Annotated in this window: 19 protein-coding genes; 14 read left to right on the top strand and 5 right to left on the bottom strand. The window is 69.7% G+C overall.

All coding sequences use genetic code 11. From position 1 onward, the window contains the following. On the top strand, positions 1-900 hold a 900-nt coding region (locus tag ACFYOJ_RS34540), incomplete at its 5' end, for an MFS transporter (RefSeq protein WP_354829324.1). A 41-nt stretch (positions 901-941) separates the two neighbouring features. Here the strand turns inward: ACFYOJ_RS34540 and ACFYOJ_RS34535 are convergent. Genes ACFYOJ_RS34535 through ACFYOJ_RS34525 form a run of 3 tightly spaced genes read right to left on the bottom strand, consistent with a single transcriptional unit; the run spans position 942 to position 2,646 of the window. Next, a complete protein-coding gene (locus ACFYOJ_RS34535; RefSeq protein ID WP_061441686.1) occupies positions 942-1,556 on the bottom strand; it encodes an isoprenylcysteine carboxylmethyltransferase family protein in 615 nt (204 codons plus the stop codon). Then, complete coding sequence (locus tag ACFYOJ_RS34530; protein ID WP_061441685.1) at positions 1,553-2,311, bottom strand: cation transporter; 759 nt, start codon at positions 2,309-2,311, stop codon at positions 1,553-1,555. The genes ACFYOJ_RS34535 and ACFYOJ_RS34530 overlap by 4 nt, the downstream gene beginning before the upstream one ends. Further along, complete coding sequence (locus ACFYOJ_RS34525; protein WP_061441684.1) at positions 2,311-2,646, bottom strand: helix-turn-helix transcriptional regulator; 336 nt, start codon at positions 2,644-2,646, stop codon at positions 2,311-2,313. Before ACFYOJ_RS34525 ends, ACFYOJ_RS34530 begins: the two co-directional genes overlap by 1 nt. A gap of 671 nt (positions 2,647-3,317) precedes the next feature. Between ACFYOJ_RS34525 and ACFYOJ_RS34520 the strand changes: the two genes are divergently transcribed. Both ACFYOJ_RS34520 and ACFYOJ_RS34515 read left to right on the top strand, forming a co-directional pair. Then, entirely contained in the window at positions 3,318-3,965 is a 648-nt protein-coding gene (locus ACFYOJ_RS34520; RefSeq protein ID WP_061441683.1) for a DUF3105 domain-containing protein, read from the top strand. Beyond that, on the top strand, positions 3,962-4,600 hold the full coding sequence (locus ACFYOJ_RS34515) for a DUF305 domain-containing protein (RefSeq protein ID WP_107071650.1): 639 nt from the start codon (positions 3,962-3,964) through the stop codon (positions 4,598-4,600). The genes ACFYOJ_RS34520 and ACFYOJ_RS34515 overlap by 4 nt, the downstream gene beginning before the upstream one ends. Positions 4,601-4,700: 100 nt before the next feature. Here the strand turns inward: ACFYOJ_RS34515 and ACFYOJ_RS34510 are convergent, their stop codons facing one another. Beyond that, positions 4,701-5,612, bottom strand: a complete 912-nt coding sequence (locus ACFYOJ_RS34510) for a cation diffusion facilitator family transporter (protein ID WP_061441681.1) — start codon at positions 5,610-5,612, stop codon at positions 4,701-4,703. A 274-nt stretch (positions 5,613-5,886) separates the two neighbouring features. Between ACFYOJ_RS34510 and ACFYOJ_RS34505 the strand changes: the two genes are divergently transcribed. The 7 genes from ACFYOJ_RS34505 to ACFYOJ_RS34475 all read left to right on the top strand — a co-directional run bounded on the left by ACFYOJ_RS34505 (position 5,887) and on the right by ACFYOJ_RS34475 (position 12,506). After that, positions 5,887-6,564: a hypothetical protein gene (locus ACFYOJ_RS34505; protein ID WP_061441680.1), complete on the top strand. Its 678-nt coding sequence runs from the start codon at positions 5,887-5,889 to the stop codon at positions 6,562-6,564. Positions 6,565-6,651: 87 nt separating this feature from the next. Continuing rightward, complete coding sequence (locus ACFYOJ_RS34500; protein WP_061441679.1) at positions 6,652-7,257, top strand: copper resistance CopC family protein; 606 nt, start codon at positions 6,652-6,654, stop codon at positions 7,255-7,257. Beyond that, positions 7,247-9,289, top strand: a complete 2,043-nt coding sequence (locus ACFYOJ_RS34495; RefSeq protein ID WP_136236442.1) for a cytochrome c oxidase assembly protein — start codon at positions 7,247-7,249, stop codon at positions 9,287-9,289. Before ACFYOJ_RS34500 ends, ACFYOJ_RS34495 begins: the two co-directional genes overlap by 11 nt. After that, positions 9,286-9,957: a thioredoxin domain-containing protein gene (locus ACFYOJ_RS34490; RefSeq protein WP_061441677.1), complete on the top strand. Its 672-nt coding sequence runs from the start codon at positions 9,286-9,288 to the stop codon at positions 9,955-9,957. The genes ACFYOJ_RS34495 and ACFYOJ_RS34490 overlap by 4 nt, the downstream gene beginning before the upstream one ends. Before the next feature lie 22 nt (positions 9,958-9,979). Beyond that, positions 9,980-10,504: a carbonic anhydrase gene (locus ACFYOJ_RS34485; RefSeq protein WP_061441676.1), complete on the top strand. Its 525-nt coding sequence runs from the start codon at positions 9,980-9,982 to the stop codon at positions 10,502-10,504. Positions 10,505-10,536: 32 nt separating this feature from the next. Next, positions 10,537-11,001, top strand: coding sequence for a DUF3093 domain-containing protein (locus ACFYOJ_RS34480; protein WP_061446809.1), 465 nt, complete (start codon positions 10,537-10,539; stop codon positions 10,999-11,001). A 764-nt stretch (positions 11,002-11,765) separates the two neighbouring features. Further along, on the top strand, positions 11,766-12,506 hold the full coding sequence (locus ACFYOJ_RS34475) for a DUF1775 domain-containing protein (RefSeq protein ID WP_061441675.1): 741 nt from the start codon (positions 11,766-11,768) through the stop codon (positions 12,504-12,506). Between the two features lie 192 nt (positions 12,507-12,698). Here the strand turns inward: ACFYOJ_RS34475 and ACFYOJ_RS34470 are convergent, their stop codons facing one another. Next, a complete protein-coding gene (locus ACFYOJ_RS34470) occupies positions 12,699-13,133 on the bottom strand; it encodes a hypothetical protein (RefSeq protein ID WP_061441674.1) in 435 nt (144 codons plus the stop codon). A gap of 984 nt (positions 13,134-14,117) precedes the next feature. Between ACFYOJ_RS34470 and ACFYOJ_RS34465 the strand changes: the two genes are divergently transcribed. The 4 genes from ACFYOJ_RS34465 (at position 14,118) to ACFYOJ_RS34450 (ending at position 18,522) form a co-directional block, all read left to right on the top strand. Further along, positions 14,118-15,257, top strand: a complete 1,140-nt coding sequence (locus ACFYOJ_RS34465) for a PLP-dependent cysteine synthase family protein (RefSeq protein ID WP_114532860.1) — start codon at positions 14,118-14,120, stop codon at positions 15,255-15,257. Continuing rightward, positions 15,254-16,501: an MFS transporter gene (locus ACFYOJ_RS34460; protein ID WP_061441672.1), complete on the top strand. Its 1,248-nt coding sequence runs from the start codon at positions 15,254-15,256 to the stop codon at positions 16,499-16,501. The genes ACFYOJ_RS34465 and ACFYOJ_RS34460 overlap by 4 nt, the downstream gene beginning before the upstream one ends. A gap of 318 nt (positions 16,502-16,819) precedes the next feature. Then, a complete protein-coding gene (locus tag ACFYOJ_RS34455; protein ID WP_308291874.1) occupies positions 16,820-18,214 on the top strand; it encodes a heavy metal-responsive transcriptional regulator in 1,395 nt (464 codons plus the stop codon). Beyond that, the gene (locus tag ACFYOJ_RS34450) at positions 18,211-18,522 is read left to right on the top strand and encodes a hypothetical protein (protein WP_228126036.1); all 312 of its coding nucleotides are present in this window, start codon (positions 18,211-18,213) and stop codon (positions 18,520-18,522) included. The genes ACFYOJ_RS34455 and ACFYOJ_RS34450 overlap by 4 nt, the downstream gene beginning before the upstream one ends. Positions 18,523-18,619: the final 97 nt, after the last annotated feature.

Below are 18,619 nucleotides of genomic sequence, written 5' to 3'. Positions count from 1 at the left end.
CTCGCCTACGCCCCCAACCTGGCCGTATTCACGGCTGCCTGGCTGCTGGCGGGCCTGGCCATGGCAGCGACCTTCTACCAGCCCGCCTTCGCCGCCGTCGCCCGCTGGTGGGGCGAGGACCGAGTCCGCGCGCTCACCGTGGTCACATTGGCCGGCGGCCTGGCCTCGACGGTCTTCGCACCTCTCACGGCCGCGCTGGCCGAGCACCTCAGCTGGCGACACACCTACGCACTCCTCGCCCTGATCCTCGCGCTCGTCACCGTCCCCGCACACGCCCTGGCGCTGCGTGCCCCATGGCCGCCCCTGCCCACCCACACCAAGCAACACGCCGGCGACAGCAAAACGGTCGCTCGCAGCCGCCCGTTCCTGACGCTGGCAGCCGCGCTCACTCTCAACGGCTTCGCCACGTTCGCCGTCGTCATCGCACTCGTCCCACTGCTGACCGAGCGAGGCATGAGTGCCACGGCAGCCGCGTGGGCCCTCGGGCTGGGCGGCGCAGGCCAGACGCTCGGCCGTGCTCTCTACTCCGCCCTGGTGCGCCGCACCTCGGTCACCACACGCACGGTCGCCCTGATCGTGGCCGGCGGCGCAACCACCGAGTCCCTCGCGGTGACGCCTGGCCCGTACCCGCTCCTGGTCCTACTGTCCGTCATCGCCGGCATGGTCAGGGGAAACCTCACGCTGCTCCAGGCCACCGCGGTCACCGAACGCTGGGGCGCCACCCACTACGGCACCCTGTCCGGTCTCCTCGCCGCACCGGTCACGATCGCCGGCGCCCTCGCCCCCTTCGCCGGCGCCGCCCTCGCGGCAGCCCTCGGCGGGTATCCCGCCCTCTTCTGGGTCCTGGCGGGAGTATCACTGGGTGCCGGCCTGTTGGCGGCGGTTTCCAGCAGGCGCTGATCGGTGCTTGGGACGGGGGCGCTCTGCACGGAGTTGCTCGTTCACTTCGGGTTGATGAGTCCGACCTTCGGAACGAAGCGCCCGCTCCGCCGTGCGTAGGAGACGTAGGCGTCGCCGTGGGTGCGGCGGAGGTAGGGCTCCTCGACGACCCGCACCTGCAGTTCGACAGCAACGGCCAGTGCCGCAAGCGCGATCAGCGCGACAGCGTTGGGCACCATGAGGGTCAGTCCGAGGCCGGTGAAGGCCATCGCGGTGAAGATGGGATTGCGCACGTACGCGAAGGCCCCGTTTGTGACGAGTTCGGTGCGCTCGTCGGCGTCCACGCCGACGCGCCACGAAGTACCCATCGCCCTCTGCGCGACCAGGGTGCCCAGGATGCCGACGATGGTGATCGCCGTGCCGACGCCGTACACCACCGAAGCGTCCTCGACGACACCCGGCAGGCCGGCAAGGGCCGCAAGGGGTGCGGCGACGGCGCCGAGCAGCGCGACCACGAAGAGCACCCCCGCCCACCAGGCCGCTGATCCAGCACTTCCGGACAGGCCGCGGAAACCGGTGTCGCCCGTCAGGCGGCGCTGAACCAGCGAGCGGACGCCGAACGCCGCCACCAGCCATACCAGGTACAGGCCGAGTGCCGCCCACGCCCAACCGGTCATCCGCCGCTCGCCTCCTCCTGAGTTCCGCAGCAGGCGTAGCCCGGACCGCAGCCGCACCCATCAGGCGTCGTGCGTATGGCAGCCCCGTCAGGACCCGCCTTTGGAAGAGCGCCGGCCGGAACCGCGCAGCAGTCGTCTCCACGCCACGCCTCCCGGCCTTCCTTGACCGCTACGGCGGCGATGACGAGAGCCGCGATCGGGTCCGCCCAGGACCATCCGAGCAGGGAGTTGGCGAGCAACCCGGTCAGCAGAACGCCCGAGAGATACGTGCACAGCAGAGTCTGCTTCGAGTCGGCGACGGCTGAGGCCGGCCCCAGTTCGCGTCCGGCGCGGCGCTGGGCGCTGGAGAGGAACGGCATGATGATCAGCGAGAGAGCGGCGAGCACGATACCGGGCGTGGAATGCTCGGCCTCACCCGTGCCGGTGAGGGCTCGAACGGAATCAACGGTGACATAGGCGGCGAGCGCGAAGAAGGAGACGGCGATGATGCGCAGCGCGGTCTTCTCGCGTGCCTCGCGCACGGTGTGGTCGGCGGCGGAGAATTGCCAGGCGACGGCCGCGGCGGAGGAGACCTCGACGACGGAGTCAAGCCCGAAGCCGATCAGGGCCGTCGAGGAGGCAAGGCTGCCCGCAGTGATCGCGACGATCGCCTCAATGACGTTGTAGACGATGGTGGCGCTGACCAATAGCCGTACTCGTCGGGTCAGGCGGGCACGGCGCTCGGGAGCCGGCCCGAGGGATATTGCCGTGGCCATCAGCAGCAGCCCTTCTGGTCGGCCTCCAGGCAGGTGCGGTCGGCCTCGACGGCCAGGACCGCGCCGCGCAGGTCGTCCAGGGCATGGCCGAGGCGCGGGTCGGCCAGTTCGTAGCGCACCCGTCGGCCTTCGGGCACGGCGACGACGATGCCGCAGTCGCGCAGGCACGCGAGGTGGTTTGAGAGCCGGGTGCGCGAGATCTCCAGTTGCTCGGCCAAGTCGGCCGGATGGGCGGGCGCTTTGCTCAGGGCGAGCAGGATGCGACAGCGGATCGGGTCGGCGAGCGCGCGGCCGAAGCGTGCCAGGGCGTCGATGTCGGTGGCGATGGACAGCATGTTTTGACGATACAGAAGACTGTGGATTCAGGAAGCCTGAACTGTAGCCGTCTCTGAATCGTTCTCGATCTCCTGCTCCCCGAGGGCCGCGTGCCTTGGCTACGATCGGGCCGTGAGTAACCGGCATGGGGACTTCCGAGGCGCGGCCAGCCGAGTGGCCCCGCTTCGACTGCTGCGCTGGGGCGCTCTGTTCGCTGTTCTGGCGTGGGTCCTGCCGGTGTGCGCGCACACCGACGGCCCGGCCCCCCGGGCGTCCGCAGTCTCTGCTCTCGTCGGCGTAGACGGTTCCCCCGCTGCGGCACGGACGATCGCCGACCATGATTGTCCTGACCGGGAACACGCGCCCGATGACGCCCACTGCCGCCCGGCCGCCGAGGCCGTGACGGGCCCTACTTCTTCCTTGCCCGCTCCGTCTCATCGAGTGACGGCCATCGCCGGCCCTGCCTTCACGTCGGACTCACCGCCGGCTCGCGCAGCACCGGAGGTCCTGGTCCTAGCCCCGGGTCTCCACCAATTGCAGATTCAGCTGACCTAGGAAGCCCACCGCGCGGCCCCCGTCGGCGCCGTGCCTGTCGGCCTCTCTGCCCCCGGCTCTCCGGGTGTGCAGGTCATATTCACTGCCTGAATCGCATCACCGCTCCCTGTGTCCGCGGTGAGGACAAGGACATGCCATGGGATCTTCCCGAGCCAAGGAACAGCGCGCCACCCGTCGCGCGAAGTTGGAGGAGATGCGCCGCGCCGAGGCGGCGCGAGAGCGGCGCAACCGCATCATCACCTGGACCTGCAGCGCGCTTGTCGTGGTCGGAGTGGTAGGCGCGAGCTGGTACTTCATCGACCGGACGAACAAGCGGGACGAGGCGGAAGCGGCGGCCGCCGCCAAGCCGGTGGCGGGCGAGAAGAGTTTCAAGGACCTGGGCCGCAACCACGTCACCACCCCGGTCGACTACAAGATGTCTCCGGCCGTCGGCGGTGACCACAACCAAGCCTGGATGAACTGCAACGGCGACGTCTACGACAAGGAGATCGGTGAGACGAACGCCGTGCATTCCCTGGAGCACGGCGCGGTCTGGGTCACGTACAACGACAAGGCCGGGGACAAGGACGTGAAGACGCTCAAGGACCGCGTCGCGAAGACTCCCTACACGCTGATGAGTCCCTACGCCGACCAGTCCTCGCCGATAATGCTGTCGGCCTGGGGCAAGCAACTGAGCGTCGACTCCGCGGACGACCCGCGTGTGGGGAAGTTCCTTGACAAGTATGTGCAGGGCGTGCAGACCCCCGAGCCGGGTGCGGCTTGCACGGGAGGGACCTCCGCATGACCGGCGCGGCTACCCGCCGCCTGCCCGTTGCAGTCGTCGTCGCCATGCTCGTGGCCGTCCTCGTCGGTCTCGCCGTGTGGTGGCGCACGACGGAGGGCACGGCCAACGCCGCCTCACCGGGCGAGCGTTCCGTCGAGGCCGGCTTCGCGCGGGACATGGCGGTCCACCATCAGCAAGCCGTGGAGATGTCGTTCATCGTCCGCGACCGCACCGACGACGAGGACGTGCGCAGGCTCGCCTACGACATCATCAACACCCAGGCCAACCAGCGGGGCATGCTGCTCGGCCGGCTGGAGACATGGGGGCTGAACAAGTCGTCCGCCGACGCGCCGATGGCCTGGATGGGGCACGGCTCGATGCACGAGGCGAAGGATGGCTCGCTCATGCCCGGCATGGCCACGAACACGCAGCTGGATCAGTTGCGCGAGGCTGAGGGTGAGGATGCCGAGGTGCTGTACCTGCGGCTGATGACCGCCCATCATCGGGGCGGTGTCGACATGGCCCGAGGTGCGGTGAGAATGGCCGACGACGGCACACTCGTACGGCTGGCCCGAACCATGGTCGATGGGCAGCAGGCCGAGATCGACCTGATGGCCGACATGCTCGCCCAGCGGGGTGCGACAGCAGGGGCCTGAGTGATGCCCGGCTAGGGACGGCCCTGGCCGGGCATCACGCCGGCGAGTTGCCGGAAGCGGGTGAAGACGCGGAAGCGGGTCAGGCGCCCCGGGGCTGGACCTACCAGCCGACCTTTTCGCATCCCGTGTGATCGACCGGCTCGACCTGGAGTGTCGCGTGGGCGACGCCGTGACGGTCGCGCAGCAGGTCGCGGGCCTGGTCCAGGACCGCGTGCCCCTCGGCGGGGTCGGCGGTCACCAGGTGGGCGGTGGCCACGTGCATGCCGGAGGTGAGTGTCCATAGGTGCAGGTCGTGGACGTCCTTGACGCCGTTGACGGCCGCCAGGTCGTCGGCCACGGTCGCCGGGTCCACACCCGCCGGGGCGTGCTGCCCGAGCACGGCGAAGACCTCGCGGCCCAGTGCTACGGCGCGCACGGCGACGAAGCCGCCGATGGCGAGGGCGACCAGGGTGTCCCACAGCGGCTGGCCGGTCGCGGCGACCAGCCAGCCCGCCAGGATCACGCCGACTGATCCGGCGGTGTCGGCCACGACCTCCAGGTAGGCACCCTTGACGTTCAGGCTCTCGGACGCGCCGGAGCGCAGAAGAAACAGCGCCACAAGGTTGACGGCTAGACCGATGCCGCCCACGACCAGCATGGGACCGGGGGCGATTTCGGCTGAGGCTCCGATGCGGCCCACGGCTTCGACGACCACGTACACCGAGACGCCGGACATGAGCAGCACGGACAGTAGGGAGGCGAACACCTCCGCCCGGTAGGAGCCGTAGGTGCGGCGGCCGGTGGTGTCGGGCCGGGGGGCTATGCGCGTGGCGACCAGTGCCGCCCCCAGCGCCACCACGTCCGCTGCCATATGCCCGGCGTCCGACAACAGCGCCAGCGAACCCGACAGCAGCCCGTAGGCCAGTTCGACGACGAAGTACGAACCGACCAGCCCGAAGGACACGGCGAGTCGCCATCGGTGCCGTCCCGCCGCGTGCTCGCCCACCCCATGGTTGTGACTGTGCCCGCCCATGATCGTTTCCCCTCCCGTTCCGGCGCTGTCACCCGCAGGGAAGCACAGGCTGGACCAAAGGGGCAAAGGCTGCATCGGTGACCGTTGTCATCTCCGATAGCAACACGCTGACCTGCGGAAACGTGGAGATCGTGCATGATGCGGAGACAGGGACGACCCGGAGGCGAGGCGGCTCAGCGAGGGTGAGTACGCTTCCAGCGACAATTGATGACGCGCCGGGCGCTGCCGTCCCGGCGCCCACTGACCGAACGACTCGTTCTCCGAAGGCCCGCCTATGCGACCGCTCTCCGCCACCGGCTCCGCCTCCCCGGCGTCCGGTGCGCTGCGCGGCCTGCGGGCCGGGGCGCTGGCCGTGCTGTGTGTCCTGCTGCCGCTGGCCGGACACGCACTGAACCAGTGCCACGCGCCACGGTGGGTCATCGCCGCGGCGGTCGCTGTGGTGGCGGTGCCCGGCGCGGTCCTGTTGACGCGGCGCCGACTCACCGACGCCCAGGTGATCGGCGTCCTGCTGGCCGCACAGATTGCCTCGCACCTTGCCTACTCATTGCCGGGTGCCTGCCAGGCGATGACGGGGACGGGACGGCAGGAGGCGCCACTCGGGTTGTCCGCCCTGGTCGAGCACGGTGCCGATGGCGGGCCGCCGACAGGTGTGCTGATGGCCGGACATCTGGTCACCGTGATCATCGCCGCCCGCCTGCTCGGGGTCACCGAGCGGCTGCTGTGGCAGAGCAAGTCGCTGGTGGCCGTCGTTCGCAGGCTGCTGCTGTTCGTCTGGACCGTACTCGGCCGTGTGCACGGCTCGGGGCCGCAGGTCGCCGCCTGTGTGAGCACGTCACCCTTGCGGTCTGTCGTCCTGGCCCGACGTGGGGAGGGTCGTGCGCCGCCTTCGGGCCAGTGTGCCCCCTTCGCTTCCTTCCGGCCGATGCTGATCGGCGGCCTGGTCCTGCCCTGACGGGTGTGACACGGGGACCGCCCGGCGGGCCGGCTCCTCCTGTCCCGGCGGTTCGCCTCGCCGGGGGACGACAGAAAGTCCCACATCATGCCTGTCATCAACCGGCGTGCCGCGCGCGCGGCGGCACGCGTCCTCGTCGTACCGGCCGCCCTCGCGGCCCTGGCGGTCACGGCTCCGCAGGCCGCTGCCCACACGGAACTGGAGAGCGGCAGCCCTGCAGCGAATGCCGTGCTGGCCGGGCTGCCGCCCCGCGCCACGCTCACGTTCACCGACGAAATGACCGAGAAGTACGCCAAGGTAGCCGTGACCGGCGCCGACGGCTCGTCCGTCGCCACCGGCAACCCACAGGTCGACGGCAAGACCGTGACGCTCGCCCTGCGGACGGACGCGCCTGCCGGCGGCTACACCGTGGGCTACCGCGTGGTGTCCGCCGACGGCCACCCGGTCTCCGGTTCGTACACCTTCACCGTCAAACCGACTGACACTGCGCAGCCCTCGGCACCGGCGACGGGGGGACCTGCACCGTCCTCGGGTGCCGCGGCGCCGACGGCTTCCGCGTCGGCGCAGACCGCCGAGCCCGCGTCCTCCGGCGTGAGCGCGCCTGTCCTGGCCACTGGGGGCGCCCTGGCGGTGGCTGCCGGTGCAACCGTCTTCGCGGTACGCCGTCGGCGGCGGGCCGGCCGTGGCGACTGAGGCAAAGCCGGGCGGGGTACGGCGCCTGTCCCGGCTTCCCCTCGTGCTGGCCGGTGCGACGGTCTGCGCGGTCGCTGTGGCCCTGGCCATGGTGCAGGCCGGGGGAGGAGCAAGCACCTCGGTCCCCGGTCTGCCGGATGCGGGCACGGTCACCGTATGGGGGCTGCCGGTGGCACGGACCCTCACGGACGTCGGAGCGGTGGCCACCGTGGGCGCGCTGCTGCTTGTGGTCGTGCTTCTGCCAGGTGGCCGCAGACTCACGGCGACCCAGCTCCGCTACCTGACGTGGGCCGGTGCGGCGGCCGCGTCGTGGACTGTCGCGGCGGCCCTGGCCATGGTGTTCACACTGGCCGACCTCTTCGCGCAACCGGTCGGCAATGTCCTGTCCGCAGCGATGCTGGCGGACTTCGTCGCCACGGACGCGCAGGGACGCTCGTACGCGCTCATGATCGGTGCAGGGGCGGCGACCGCGACCTTCTGCGTGGGAGTCACGACGGCTCGCTGGGCCCGTCTGGCGTTCGTCGTGGCCCTGGCGGGGCTGCTGCCGCCGGCGTTCAGCGGGCACTCGGCGGCCTCCGGCAATCACGACGCCGCGGTCACCAGCCTGGCCCTGCACCTGCTGGGCATCGCGGTCTGGGTCGGCGGACTCCTCTTCGTCCTGGTCGTGGCCGCCAGGCGCGAGGAGGAGGCGGCGGACGCGGCCCGCCGCTTCAGCCCGCTCGCCGCCTGGGCCCTGCTCGCGGTCGCGGCCTCCGGAATCGTCAACGCCGTGGTCCGGCTGCCTTCCCCGGAGACCCTCTTCACCAGCGCGTACGGGCTGATGGTCATCGCCAAGACGGTGGCCCTCGCCGCGCTGGGCGGCATCGGCTGGTGGCACCGCCGCCGCACCCTGCCGACGCTGCGAACCGGCAGACGGCGAGCGTTTGTCCAGCTCGCGATCGGTGAACTGCTGCTCATGGCGGCGGCGATGGGACTCGCCGTCGGCCTGTCGCGCACCCCGGCACCCGGCCCCGACACCTCGGTCTCCCCGACCGAGGAACTGCTGGGCTTTCCCATGCCGCCCGAACTTGGCGACTTCCCCTGGACGCCATTGTTCACCCAATGGCACTTCGACCCGCTGTTCGCCTTCGGCACGGCAGCTGCCGCGCTGCTGTACCTGAACGGTGTGCGCAAGCTGCGCGCCCGCGGCGACCGATGGCCCGTCGGACGGACGATCTCCTGGCTGCTGGGCCTGGCGGTCACCGTGCTGACGACGATGAGCGGCCTGGCGGTGTACGGCAAGGTGCTGTTCAGCGTGCACATGGGCCAGCACATGATCCTTGCGATGACCGTGCCCATCCTGCTCGTGCTGGGCGCCCCCGCCACCCTTGCCCTCCGCGCCTTTCCTGCCGCGCCCAAGGGGGAGCCGGACGGGCCCCGCGAGATGCTGCTCAAGCTGCTGCACAGCCGCTACGTGCGGCTCCTTTCGAACCCGGTGGTGGCGAGCCTGCTGTTCATCGGCAGCGCCTTCGTCGTCTACTACACCTCGCTCTTCGAGACGCTGATGGGCAGCCACCTCGGACACCTGTTCATGATGGTGCACTTCCTCGCGGTCGGCCTGCTCTTCTTCTGGGTGATCATCGGCGTCGACCCCGGGCCGCGCCGCCCGCCCCACCTGGGCCGCCTGTTCGTGCTGATCCTCACGATGCCGTTCCACTCCTGGTTCAGCATCTCGCTGATGAGCTCCAGCGCCCTGATCGGAGAGGGCTGGTGGTCCCTGCTCGACCGGCCCTGGGTCGAGGAGCCGATGGACGACCAGTACGACGCCGGTGCCATCGCCTGGGCCACCGGTGACATCCCCGTTCTGATCACCACGATCATCCTGGCGATCCAGTGGATCCGGGCGGACCTGCGCGAAGCCCGCCGCGTGGACCGCCAGATCGAACGCGGCGACGGCAACGACCCCCTCGCCGCCTACAACGCCTACCTGGCTGGCCTCCACGCCCGTGACCGGCGCACGGCCGCACCCGAGACCGCGAAGAAGGAAACATGAAGAGGCTGACCAAGCACCTGATCGTCGCCGCCGTGCTCGTGGCGGGCTTCGCCGCCGCGATCGGCTCCTACCTGCTGCTCTCTCCCGACAACCGGCGCGGAAACGGCGGCCTGGACGTCCAGCCGGCCGCCGAGGCCATGCCGGTACGGGAATCCAGCCACCGGCTCACCGACCCGGCCAACAGCGAACTGACCCTCGTGGAGTTCCTGGACTTCGAGTGCGAGGCGTGCGGCGCCTACTTCCCGGTCGTCGAGAAGCTCCGTGAGGAGTATGGAGACCGGGTCACCTTCGTCGCCCGCTACTTCCCGATGCCCGGCCACCGCAACGGCGAACTCTCCGCCCGCACCGTGGAAGCGGCAGCTCGGCAGGGCAAGTTCGAGGAGATGTACACCAAGCTCTTCACCACCCAGAAGGAATGGGGCGAGGCCCAGGAGTCGAAGGAGGACGTCTTCCGCGGTTACGCCGAGGAACTCGGCCTCGACATGAAGAAGTTCGACGCGGACCTGGCCGACCCGAAGACCGCGGCACGTGTCCAGGCCGACCAGCGCGACGGCCTCGGACTGGGAGTCCAGGGCACGCCCACCTTCTTCCTCGACGGCCGCAAGATCCCCAACCCCGCCTCCTACGAGCAGTTCAAGGCCCTCATCGATGAGCGACTGTCCGACTGATCAGGGAGGGAGGCCGCAGCTCATGGAGTACCTGATCGATCAGGCTCGCGTGTTCCGGGCCCGCGCGGCCGCTCACAGCCTGGACCTCACAGAGCACGCGCAAGTGCGCAGGCCCCGCGCGATGTTCATCACTTGCTCGGACGCCCGGCTCGTCCCGGCCCTGCTCACCGCCAGTCGACCGGGCGACCTCTACGAACTGCGCAACCAGGGCGGCCTGATCCCGCCGTACGACCCCTGGAAGCACACCGCCGAGACACGGACCGTCGAACACGCCGTGCGTGACCTGAAGGTCACCGACATCATCGTGTGCGGCCACTCGCGTTGCGAGGCCGTCGACGACGCGGTGGCGGGTGACGACGAACCGTCCGCGATCGCAGCCGCCGGCCACTGGCACACGCTGACACAGCTGGACCAGCTGAGCGACTACCCCTGTGTCACACCGCGGCTCGCCGATCGCTCCCTGCGCCTGCATGCCTGGTACTACGAGGTCGACACCGGCTCCACCTCCCAGTACGACGCCCGCACGAGCGTGTTCCTCCCGCTGTGAACAGGCCCACAGCGCCCGACGTATACGACAAGGTGACCGCAGTGACCGCCAGCAAGAACCTCACCTACGACGAACGCCTCACCGCTCCCAAGACCTGGTGGGTCATCGCCGCCCTGTTCGGCTTCTCCATGGCTCTGGTCTTCATGCCCTTCGGCCTGATCGCCGCCCTCATCGCCTGGACCGCGGGCGCCGGCCTGGCCGGCGCCTACGTCAGCTCGCAGGGCTCCCTGCGGGTCAGGGTCACCACCGACCTACTCGTTGTCGGAGACGCCCGCATTCCCCTGAACGCGCTGGGCGAGCCCGAGGTCCTCGTCGGCGAGGAGGCAAGGGCGTGGCGGACGTACAAGGCGGACCTACGGGCCTTCATGGCCCTGCGCGGCTACATCACCACCGCCGTCCGGGTCGAGGTGGTCGACCCGGAGGACCCCACCCCGTACGTCTACATCTCCACCCGAGCACCCGAGCTGCTGGCTGAGGCGATCCGCGGATCCGCCTGACACGAGCACGCGGAAGGGAGGAGTATCGGCGGCTGTGCCGGGTGATCGGGTGACGAGTCGCGACGCCGCGGACCTGTGGACGGGTCGCACGGAGGCGTCCGTCCGCGCTGGGCTGTTCGCACTCGTCGGCAGCCTGCTCGCGGCTCTCGGTCATCACGCGGTGGTCGAAGGCCCGGTCCCGTGGCGTCTGATGACCGCTCTCGCGGCCGCTCAGTTCGTGCTCGTGTGGCCCTTCGCCCGTCGTCCGATGGTTCTGACGACGGTCATGAGCTGCACCCTTGCGGCACAGGCCGTGCTGCACACCGCGTTGGCCGCGGAAGACGGCAGCGTTCGAGCAGCGGCCGTCCACACCGCTCACGCCGGCGCCGCCGGAGTGACCACAGGAGACGGGCATGCCTGGCACCACGCCGGGGTCGTCATGACCACGGCTCATACATGCGCGGCGCTGGTGGCGGCCTGGCTTCTACAGCGGGCCGACAGGGCGGTTGTCGCCGCCCTGTCCGCCGGCCGGATCATGAGAGCCGCGGCCGTCGCGGTGATCTTCCCGGCCGGCCTGGTGTCGTACCTGACCGGTGGCTCCCAAGCTGAGCAGCTGCCCTTGCCGCGGCTCGTCGGCCGGTTCCTCAACCCGGGGAGGGTGTGGGCCCGGATCCTGGCACACGCACTGGTGCGGAGAGGACCTCCGAGGAGAGAGCACGTCTCTTCTCGTCCTCTCTCCGGGCCCGGCCTCGGCCGACCCGGACTCACCAGCAAGGAGTTCACCCGTGTCTTCATCCCCTCACGGCTTCGGCCGCGTCACTCGTCGGCTCGGTGTGGTCAGCGCCTTCACCCTGACGGCTGCCCTCGCCCTGACCGGAACCGCCGCCGCGCACTCGGAGGTCGAGGCGGACAACCCGCAGGCGCTCGCCGAGAACGTCACGCTCACCTTTGTCTCCGAAGCCGAATCCGACTCGGCCGGTTTCACCCAGCTGCGTGTCGTTCTGCCCGATGGCATCGCCCCCGGTGACGTGACACTGGGCGAAGCGCCCAAGGGCTGGAAGCTGAAGGCCGGCGACGACGGCTACACCCTCGGCGGCCCCACCTTGAAGATGGGCGTCGATGCCGAGTACCAGATCAAGGTCCGCCAGCTGCCGGATGCCGAGAGCCTCGCCTTCAAGACGATCGAGACCTACAGCGACGGCAAGATCTCCCGCTGGATCGAGTTGTCCAAGGGAGGCGAGGAGTCGGAGCAGCCCGCTCCCGTCCTCGAACTGAAGGCGGCCGCCCCGGGCGCTACGCCGATCAGCCCGAGTCCCAGGGCTCCCGAGACCCCCAGCCCCACACCGTCCACCACGACGCCGTCGTCTCCCACGGCGTCCGCGGACACCACCGAGACCGCCGCTGACGAGAAGGACGAGGACAGCTCGACGGGCCTCGTCATTGGCGGCATCGTCGTGGCCTTGGCCGTTCTCGGCGGAGGGGCCTGGTGGCTCATGAGGCGCCGGACCCCCGGCAGCCAGAGCTGACTGGTGGCCACTGGGGCGGGGCGTAGCAGCAGCCTGACGAGCCGTCTTCCCCGGTGGCAGTGGTCACGAAGAGCTGGGTAGGTGATGCGTCCGGAGGACGCATCACCGCCTGCACGTTCGGGGCCATCTGCGGGACACGCCGCCGGTTCGAACGAGGCGCCTAGGTATACCTCGAGTGCGGGAACAGGGCTGCTACGACGCCTTCGGGGTCGGACCCACACCCCGTAACTGCCGGATGGTCCCGCCGAGCTTTTCCCGGAACCGTTCGAGCGCCTTCGGCTTGGCAGCGACGACCCAGCGCTTGCCGACGAGGTACTTGCCCCCGTACATGCTGGCCGTGCTGAGCCACGCTTGCTGGTACCTGTCCTCGGGGAACGTGGTGATGAGGTAGTCACCCTGCTTGGTGTGACACAACCCCTCGCGCAACTGCTCCGCTTCGACGCGGATGTTGGCCTTGCAGCCGGTGAGACCGGCGATCATCTCGACCTTCGCCGGTGCCACGACACCGGCCGCAGGGGCGGCTGCGACCGCTTGCTTGCCCTGCGATGCAGGGTCGTCCTCGCCCCCGCTGCAGGCACCGACCAGCGGCATCAGCGCAAGGATTCCGATCACCGCGGCCCGCGGCATCCCACGAGCGGCGGGGAGGGGACGGGTTACGGGTGCGGATGGTAGCTGCCGTAGCAAGGCGTCTCCCTGGATCAGTCGCGCCCGCCCGGGGACGAGGGGCAGACGTGGTCTGCAAGGAGTACGTGTGAATGGCACCGCTGCGTTCAGTCGCGGGCGGCTTCGTCCGAGACCGATAGGGCGACGGCTGAACTGCCGAGTCGTACGGCGGAGAGCCGTACTCGGGACTGGTACACGGGAGAGCTGAACGGACGTGTTCGTCACCCGATTCGGTGATGACGACAGCGGCAGCCGCTGGTGCACCGAACGCTGTCGGCTTCGGCGCCCTCCGCTGCTGGCTGGGCGATTGGCGTGAAACTGGTGAGACGCGCGGCGTGTGGTCCGCCATCACTGATGAGAACTTTATGTAGTCAGTGCACTACCTTCAGTGTCCATGGTGACGGGTGCGGCGTTGAAGCGCTCCCGCTCCGACTCACTGGTCGGAGCGGTGGTTCTCCTGGTGCTCACTGCGCTCGTGCACGTCTTGATCTGTTCCCACGGCCCGGCGTTCTCCGCAGCGACACGCGTCGACACACCGCTGGCTGCCACCGCCAGCCGCGCGACAACGGCGGAGCAGCAGGACCCCACGTACCTGCAAACCGAGCCTGCCAATCAACACCCCACGCACTGCTGGGATGCGAACGAGACGACGGTGGCACAGCCTTCGCGTGGCATCGAACTGGCCGTCCCCGCGGTACACCATGCGCAGCCCGCAGACTACGTACCAGCACAGCCGCACCCTGATTCGCCGAATTCCGCGCCACCGTTCCAAGGTGCGCGTGATTCCGTGGCGGGCCGCAGACTGGCCGTCCTTGGCGTGTGCCGGACCTGATCGACGCTTCTGCCGTTCCCTCGACGTGTAGAGGGACGGCAACGGATCAGTTTCGCCTCTTTCCCCCACGTACACCGGCTGCCGAACTACAGGGCCGGTGACAGGAGAAGCACGCCATGAAATCCCTCGCTCCAACTGCCCTTCCCGCTTGCCCGGCCCAGCTGCTGGCTGTCGCCAAACGCCCGATGCACACCCCCGCCGGGCTCGTTGGTGACACGCCCGTTCTGTGGATCGGTGAGCCGTTCGCCGCTGCTGGACGCGGCTTCTGGGCCAAGCTCGAAGGTCACAATCCCGGCGGCATCAAGGACCGAACCGCTCTTCACATGGTGCGAGCGGCCCGAGAACGCGGTGCCTTGCTCCCCGGGGCGCGGATCGTGGAGTCCACCTCGGGCACCCTCGGCCTGGGTCTGGCCCTGGCCGGCGCCACCTTCGGCCATCCGGTCACCGTGGTCACCGACCTCGGCATGGAACCGCTGATGACCGGCCTGCTCACGGCGTACGGTGCCACCGTCGACCTCGTCGACGTACCGCATCCCGTCGGCGGCTGGCAGCAGGCCCGCCGCGACCGTGTCGAGGAGCTGCTCGCCACTCATCCGGACGCCTGGTGTCCCGACCAGTACCACAACCCCGACAACGTCGCGGCGTACTCGGGTCTCGCGCATGAACTCGTCGCCCAGCTCGGCCGGATCGACACCCTGGTCGTCTCCGTCGGCACCGGTGGCCACTCCGCCGGCATCGCCTCAGTGCTGCGTGCCTTCTTCCCCCAGCTCCGGGTTGTCGGCGTGGACACCACGGGCTCCACGATCTTCGGCCAGCCGGCCGCGCACCGCCTGATGCGCGGACTGGGCAGCAGCATCTACCCCCGCAACGTCGCCTACGACCTCTTCGACGAAGTGCACTGGGTGGCCGCCCCCGAGGCCGCGTGGGCTGCCCGACGCCTGGCCCGCGACCACTACGCCACCGGCGGATGGAGCGTCGGTGCCGTGGCACTGGTCGCCCGGTGGCTGGCCCGAAGCTTGCCCGCCGAGGAACGCATCGTGGCTGTCTTTCCCGACGGCCCGCAACGCTACGTAGGAACCATCTTCAACGATACGTACTGCCGCGACCACCGCCTTCTGGGGCACCCGCCCACCGGCGCTCCTGACGAACTCGCACGTCCGGGCGACCGCGTTGTGGACCGCTGGACCCGCTGCACCACGGTCATCGACCCGCTCGTCACCGGCACGGATCAGAAGGTCGCAGGAGTCACCGGATGAAGCACCTCTGGCGTCAGACTCAATCCTTCCCGTCCGCGGTACGTCTGTTGATGGCGAACCAGTTCGCCATCAACCTCGCCTTCTACATGCTCATGCCGTATCTCGCTGCCCACCTCTCCGGCGGACTCGGCCTGGCCGCCTGGGCGGTGGGGCTCGTACTAGGCGTGCGCAACTTCTCCCAGCAGGGCATGTTCCTGATCGGCGGTACCTTCGCTGACCGCTATGGCTACAAGGCCCCGATCCTGGCAGGCTGCCTGCTTCGAACGGTCGGCTTCGGTCTGCTCGGCTGGGTCGACAACCTGCCCGCCCTCATCGCCGCCTCAGCCGCCACCGGCTTCGCCGGCGCCCTGTTCAACCCAGCCGTCCGCGCCTACCTCGCCGCCGAAGCCGGAGAGAGGCGCGTGGACGCCTTCGCGACCTTCAACGTCTACTACCAGGCGGGCATGCTCCTCGGACCGATTGCCGGACTCGCCCTGCTGGCCACCGACTTCCGCCTCGTCTGCACGACAGCAGCAGCAATCTTCACAGCGCTGAGCGTGCTGCAATGGCGCGCGCTGCCTCCCCGCCACGCCAGCCCGACGACCAGTGACCAGAACGGCGTGCTCGAGCAGTGGCGAACGGTCGTGACCAACCGCCCGTTCCTGCTCTTCGCCACCGCGATGATCGGCTCGTACGTGCTGACCTTCCAGGTCTACCTGGCCCTGCCGCTGGCGGCGGCCGACGCCCTAGGCACACACGGCACGCAGGTCACGAGCGGCCTCTTCGTCGTCTCGGCAGCGGTCGCGGTCATTGGGCAACTGCGTCTTACCGGCTGGGCGAAGAACCGATGGCAGCCCAGCGAGGCGCTGGTGCGCGGACTGTCGGCCATGGGGTTGGCCTTTCTTCCGCTGGCTCTAGCCCCGGGAGACTCCTCCACGGCTGTGCTCGCGTCCTTGGTTCTGGCGGTGGTGTTGCTCGCGGTCGGATCCGCGGTGGTCTATCCGTTCGAGATGGACACCATCGTCAATCTCTCGGGCGAGCGTCTGGTGGCCACCCACTACGGCCTCTACAACACGGTGTCGGGGCTCGGCATCACCATCGGAAACCTGGTCACCGGCGCGCTCTGGGACTTCGCCCAGCGGCATGACGCCCTGTGGCTGACCTGGGTGACTCTGACAGCTACGGGGCTGGTCTGCGCTGCAGCAGTCGCAGCCTTGGCCAGAACGGGGCGCCTTATCGCCAGGCAGCCAGCAGTAGTGGCCTGAGACGACGGCGCGAAGCGCGATCCGATGGCCGACGAGTATCGGCGAAGAGGCTTCTCGCGTGAGTGAGGCAGGAGCTGTGCTGGTCGGCACAAATACTCACGCTCTGTATTGGGCGGGGTATACGGGTGGGCCTGGAAGGTGACCGCGTGGCCAGCCATTCGCAGCCCTCCAGGGGCATTGTCGGTCTGGACGATCCCTCCCCACACCACACCGGCGGAAGCCTCGGCGGCTTCCGCCGGTGCGCTGCGCCAGGAGGGGCAACGGCGGGCGAGGGCGCCTGCTTCGGCACGCGTGTTCAGGCTTCGAGGAGCCGCCAGGATGAGAGGTGCCGGGGCGATGAAGGCGGAGCCGCGTGCGGACGTCCCGAAGTCCACCCCGATCCAGCCCTGCACCGAGGGCGAGTGGCAGCGGTTGCTGGATGCGCTGCGATCGGTGGTGGCTCAGGCATGGTCAGTGCACCGGGAGGCGAGGAACCTGGCTGCCGCCGACTGCCACCCGGCCGACGGTGGACTGTCCCGGGAGAACGTCGCCTGGCTCTTGGTACGGGAAGGCGCCGAGGAGTTCGGCCTGCCGGCGGGGTGCTCACCGGCGAACAAGTTGGCGGCGGTGCATGTGCGGCAGCTCAAGGACGCCCTGTATCCGACGCCTATCACCCTGGCCGCGCACCGACTCCTGTTCGCCGCCTACTGCGGCATCGTGCCTGTCGGCATCGCCTATCTCGGCCTGGGCGACGTGTCGTGGGCCGGGGAGATCTGGAGCGGCTACGCCGACAGCTCGAAGGCGGCACCGTGCGGCGGCTGCCCACGTAGACCTCGGCCCCGTTCGGCTCCTGCAGCTGACCCGTCGCGGCACCGAGCCACCCCTGCTGTCCGAGCAGACGGGGGACCGGACGGCTTGACCTTCAAGTCGGGTCGAAGGTTTACCGTCGAGGGCATGAGGACCTACCGGATCTCGCAGCTGGCGGAACGCTGCGGTGTTCCCGCCACCACGCTGCGCTTCTACGAGGACGCCGGGCTGCTGCCGGCCGAGCGGACTCCTTCGGGTTACCGCATCTACGGGGAGGACGCGGTGGAGCGGCTGTCCTTCATCTCCTCGGCCAAGCTCCTGGGCCTGGCCCTGGAGGAGATCCGCGACCTGTTGGACGTCCGGGAAGAAGGAGTTTGCGCCTCGGTACGGGCCCGGATGCTGCCACTGATCGCGAGCCGGATCCAGGACACCGACGGCAGGGTCGCCGAGCTGCGGGCCTTCTCCGCCCGCCTGGCAGACGTCCATACCGCCCTGTCCGGGCCGGCACCGGAGGGCGCATGCGGACCGGACTGCGGCTGCACCACGACCACGGCCCCGGCGGCCGGGCCCGTGCCGGTGACCCTCTCACCCACCCGCCCCGCACCCGGACCGGCAGACGAGGCGTGGCGGGATGCCCCGGTGGCCTGCACGCTGGGCGGCGCCGAGCTGGGCGAGCGCACCGAGCAGTGGCGGACCCTGGTCGCGAAGACCGAACAGCGCGAGGACATCGAGGACGGGGTGCGACTGTCCTTCCCACCGGACGCCGACCTCGCCGGACAAATCGCGGCGTTGGCCGCGGCCGAGCAGGACTGCTGTGCGTTCTTCGACTTCACCCTGCACCTGACCCCCGCCGCCCTCCAGCTGGACGTGCGCGCGCCCGAGAGCGCCGCCGCGATGCTGGCCGACCTGTTCGGAGTCCCCGCATGACCACCACGCCGTCCTCCCGCTCGTCCGGCCCCTGGGGCGTCCTCGGTACGGGGGCAGCGGCCGTCGCCGCCTGTGCGGTCTGCTGCGCGGGCCCCCTGCTGGCCGTGCTCGGCGGCATCGGCGTCACCTCCGTGATCGGCGCCCTGTGGATGCCAGTGCTTGCTGTGCTGGCAGTAGCGGCGGCCGTGGGTTTCGCCGTCGTACGGCGGCGCCGGAAGCGGGATGCCTGCCGCACCACCCCGGCGCCGGCCGACCTGGGCATGCCCACCGTCGGGGCCCCGCCGAGGGACAGCGCGGCGCCGCGCTGACGTAAGGCCCCTGGCCGGTGGCCGGGCCGACGGCGTGACCTGTGAGGATGAGCCAGTGGCCGCCACCGGCGGCCGGTACGAGTTTCAAGGGAGCAGT

Origin of the sequence: Streptomyces sp. NPDC006384, assembly GCF_042870695.1 — a bacterium.
Taxonomy (GTDB): domain Bacteria; phylum Actinomycetota; class Actinomycetes; order Streptomycetales; family Streptomycetaceae; genus Streptomyces.
This window is presented reverse-complemented; position numbering and strand designations above follow the sequence as displayed.

Excerpts from the sequence above, each read along its gene's own strand:
- ACFYOJ_RS34515 (WP_107071650.1), top strand. The coding sequence starts at position 3,962 with ATGACCGGCGCGGCTACCCGCCGCCTGCCCGTTGCAGTCGTCGTCGCC.
- ACFYOJ_RS34535 (WP_061441686.1), bottom strand. The coding sequence starts at position 1,556 with ATGACCGGTTGGGCGTGGGCGGCACTCGGCCTGTACCTGGTATGGCTG.
- ACFYOJ_RS34450 (WP_228126036.1), top strand. The coding sequence starts at position 18,211 with ATGACCACCACGCCGTCCTCCCGCTCGTCCGGCCCCTGGGGCGTCCTC.
- ACFYOJ_RS34460 (WP_061441672.1), top strand. The coding sequence starts at position 15,254 with ATGAAGCACCTCTGGCGTCAGACTCAATCCTTCCCGTCCGCGGTACGT.
- ACFYOJ_RS34455 (WP_308291874.1), top strand. The coding sequence starts at position 16,820 with ATGAGAGGTGCCGGGGCGATGAAGGCGGAGCCGCGTGCGGACGTCCCG.
- ACFYOJ_RS34485 (WP_061441676.1), top strand. The coding sequence starts at position 9,980 with ATGGAGTACCTGATCGATCAGGCTCGCGTGTTCCGGGCCCGCGCGGCC.
- ACFYOJ_RS34530 (WP_061441685.1), bottom strand. The coding sequence starts at position 2,311 with ATGGCCACGGCAATATCCCTCGGGCCGGCTCCCGAGCGCCGTGCCCGC.
- ACFYOJ_RS34505 (WP_061441680.1), top strand. The coding sequence starts at position 5,887 with ATGCGACCGCTCTCCGCCACCGGCTCCGCCTCCCCGGCGTCCGGTGCG.
- ACFYOJ_RS34470 (WP_061441674.1), bottom strand. The coding sequence starts at position 13,133 with ATGCCGCGGGCCGCGGTGATCGGAATCCTTGCGCTGATGCCGCTGGTC.
- ACFYOJ_RS34490 (WP_061441677.1), top strand. The coding sequence starts at position 9,286 with ATGAAGAGGCTGACCAAGCACCTGATCGTCGCCGCCGTGCTCGTGGCG.
- ACFYOJ_RS34500 (WP_061441679.1), top strand. The coding sequence starts at position 6,652 with ATGCCTGTCATCAACCGGCGTGCCGCGCGCGCGGCGGCACGCGTCCTC.
- ACFYOJ_RS34510 (WP_061441681.1), bottom strand. The coding sequence starts at position 5,612 with ATGGGCGGGCACAGTCACAACCATGGGGTGGGCGAGCACGCGGCGGGA.
- ACFYOJ_RS34465 (WP_114532860.1), top strand. The coding sequence starts at position 14,118 with ATGAAATCCCTCGCTCCAACTGCCCTTCCCGCTTGCCCGGCCCAGCTG.
- ACFYOJ_RS34525 (WP_061441684.1), bottom strand. The coding sequence starts at position 2,646 with ATGCTGTCCATCGCCACCGACATCGACGCCCTGGCACGCTTCGGCCGC.
- ACFYOJ_RS34520 (WP_061441683.1), top strand. The coding sequence starts at position 3,318 with ATGGGATCTTCCCGAGCCAAGGAACAGCGCGCCACCCGTCGCGCGAAG.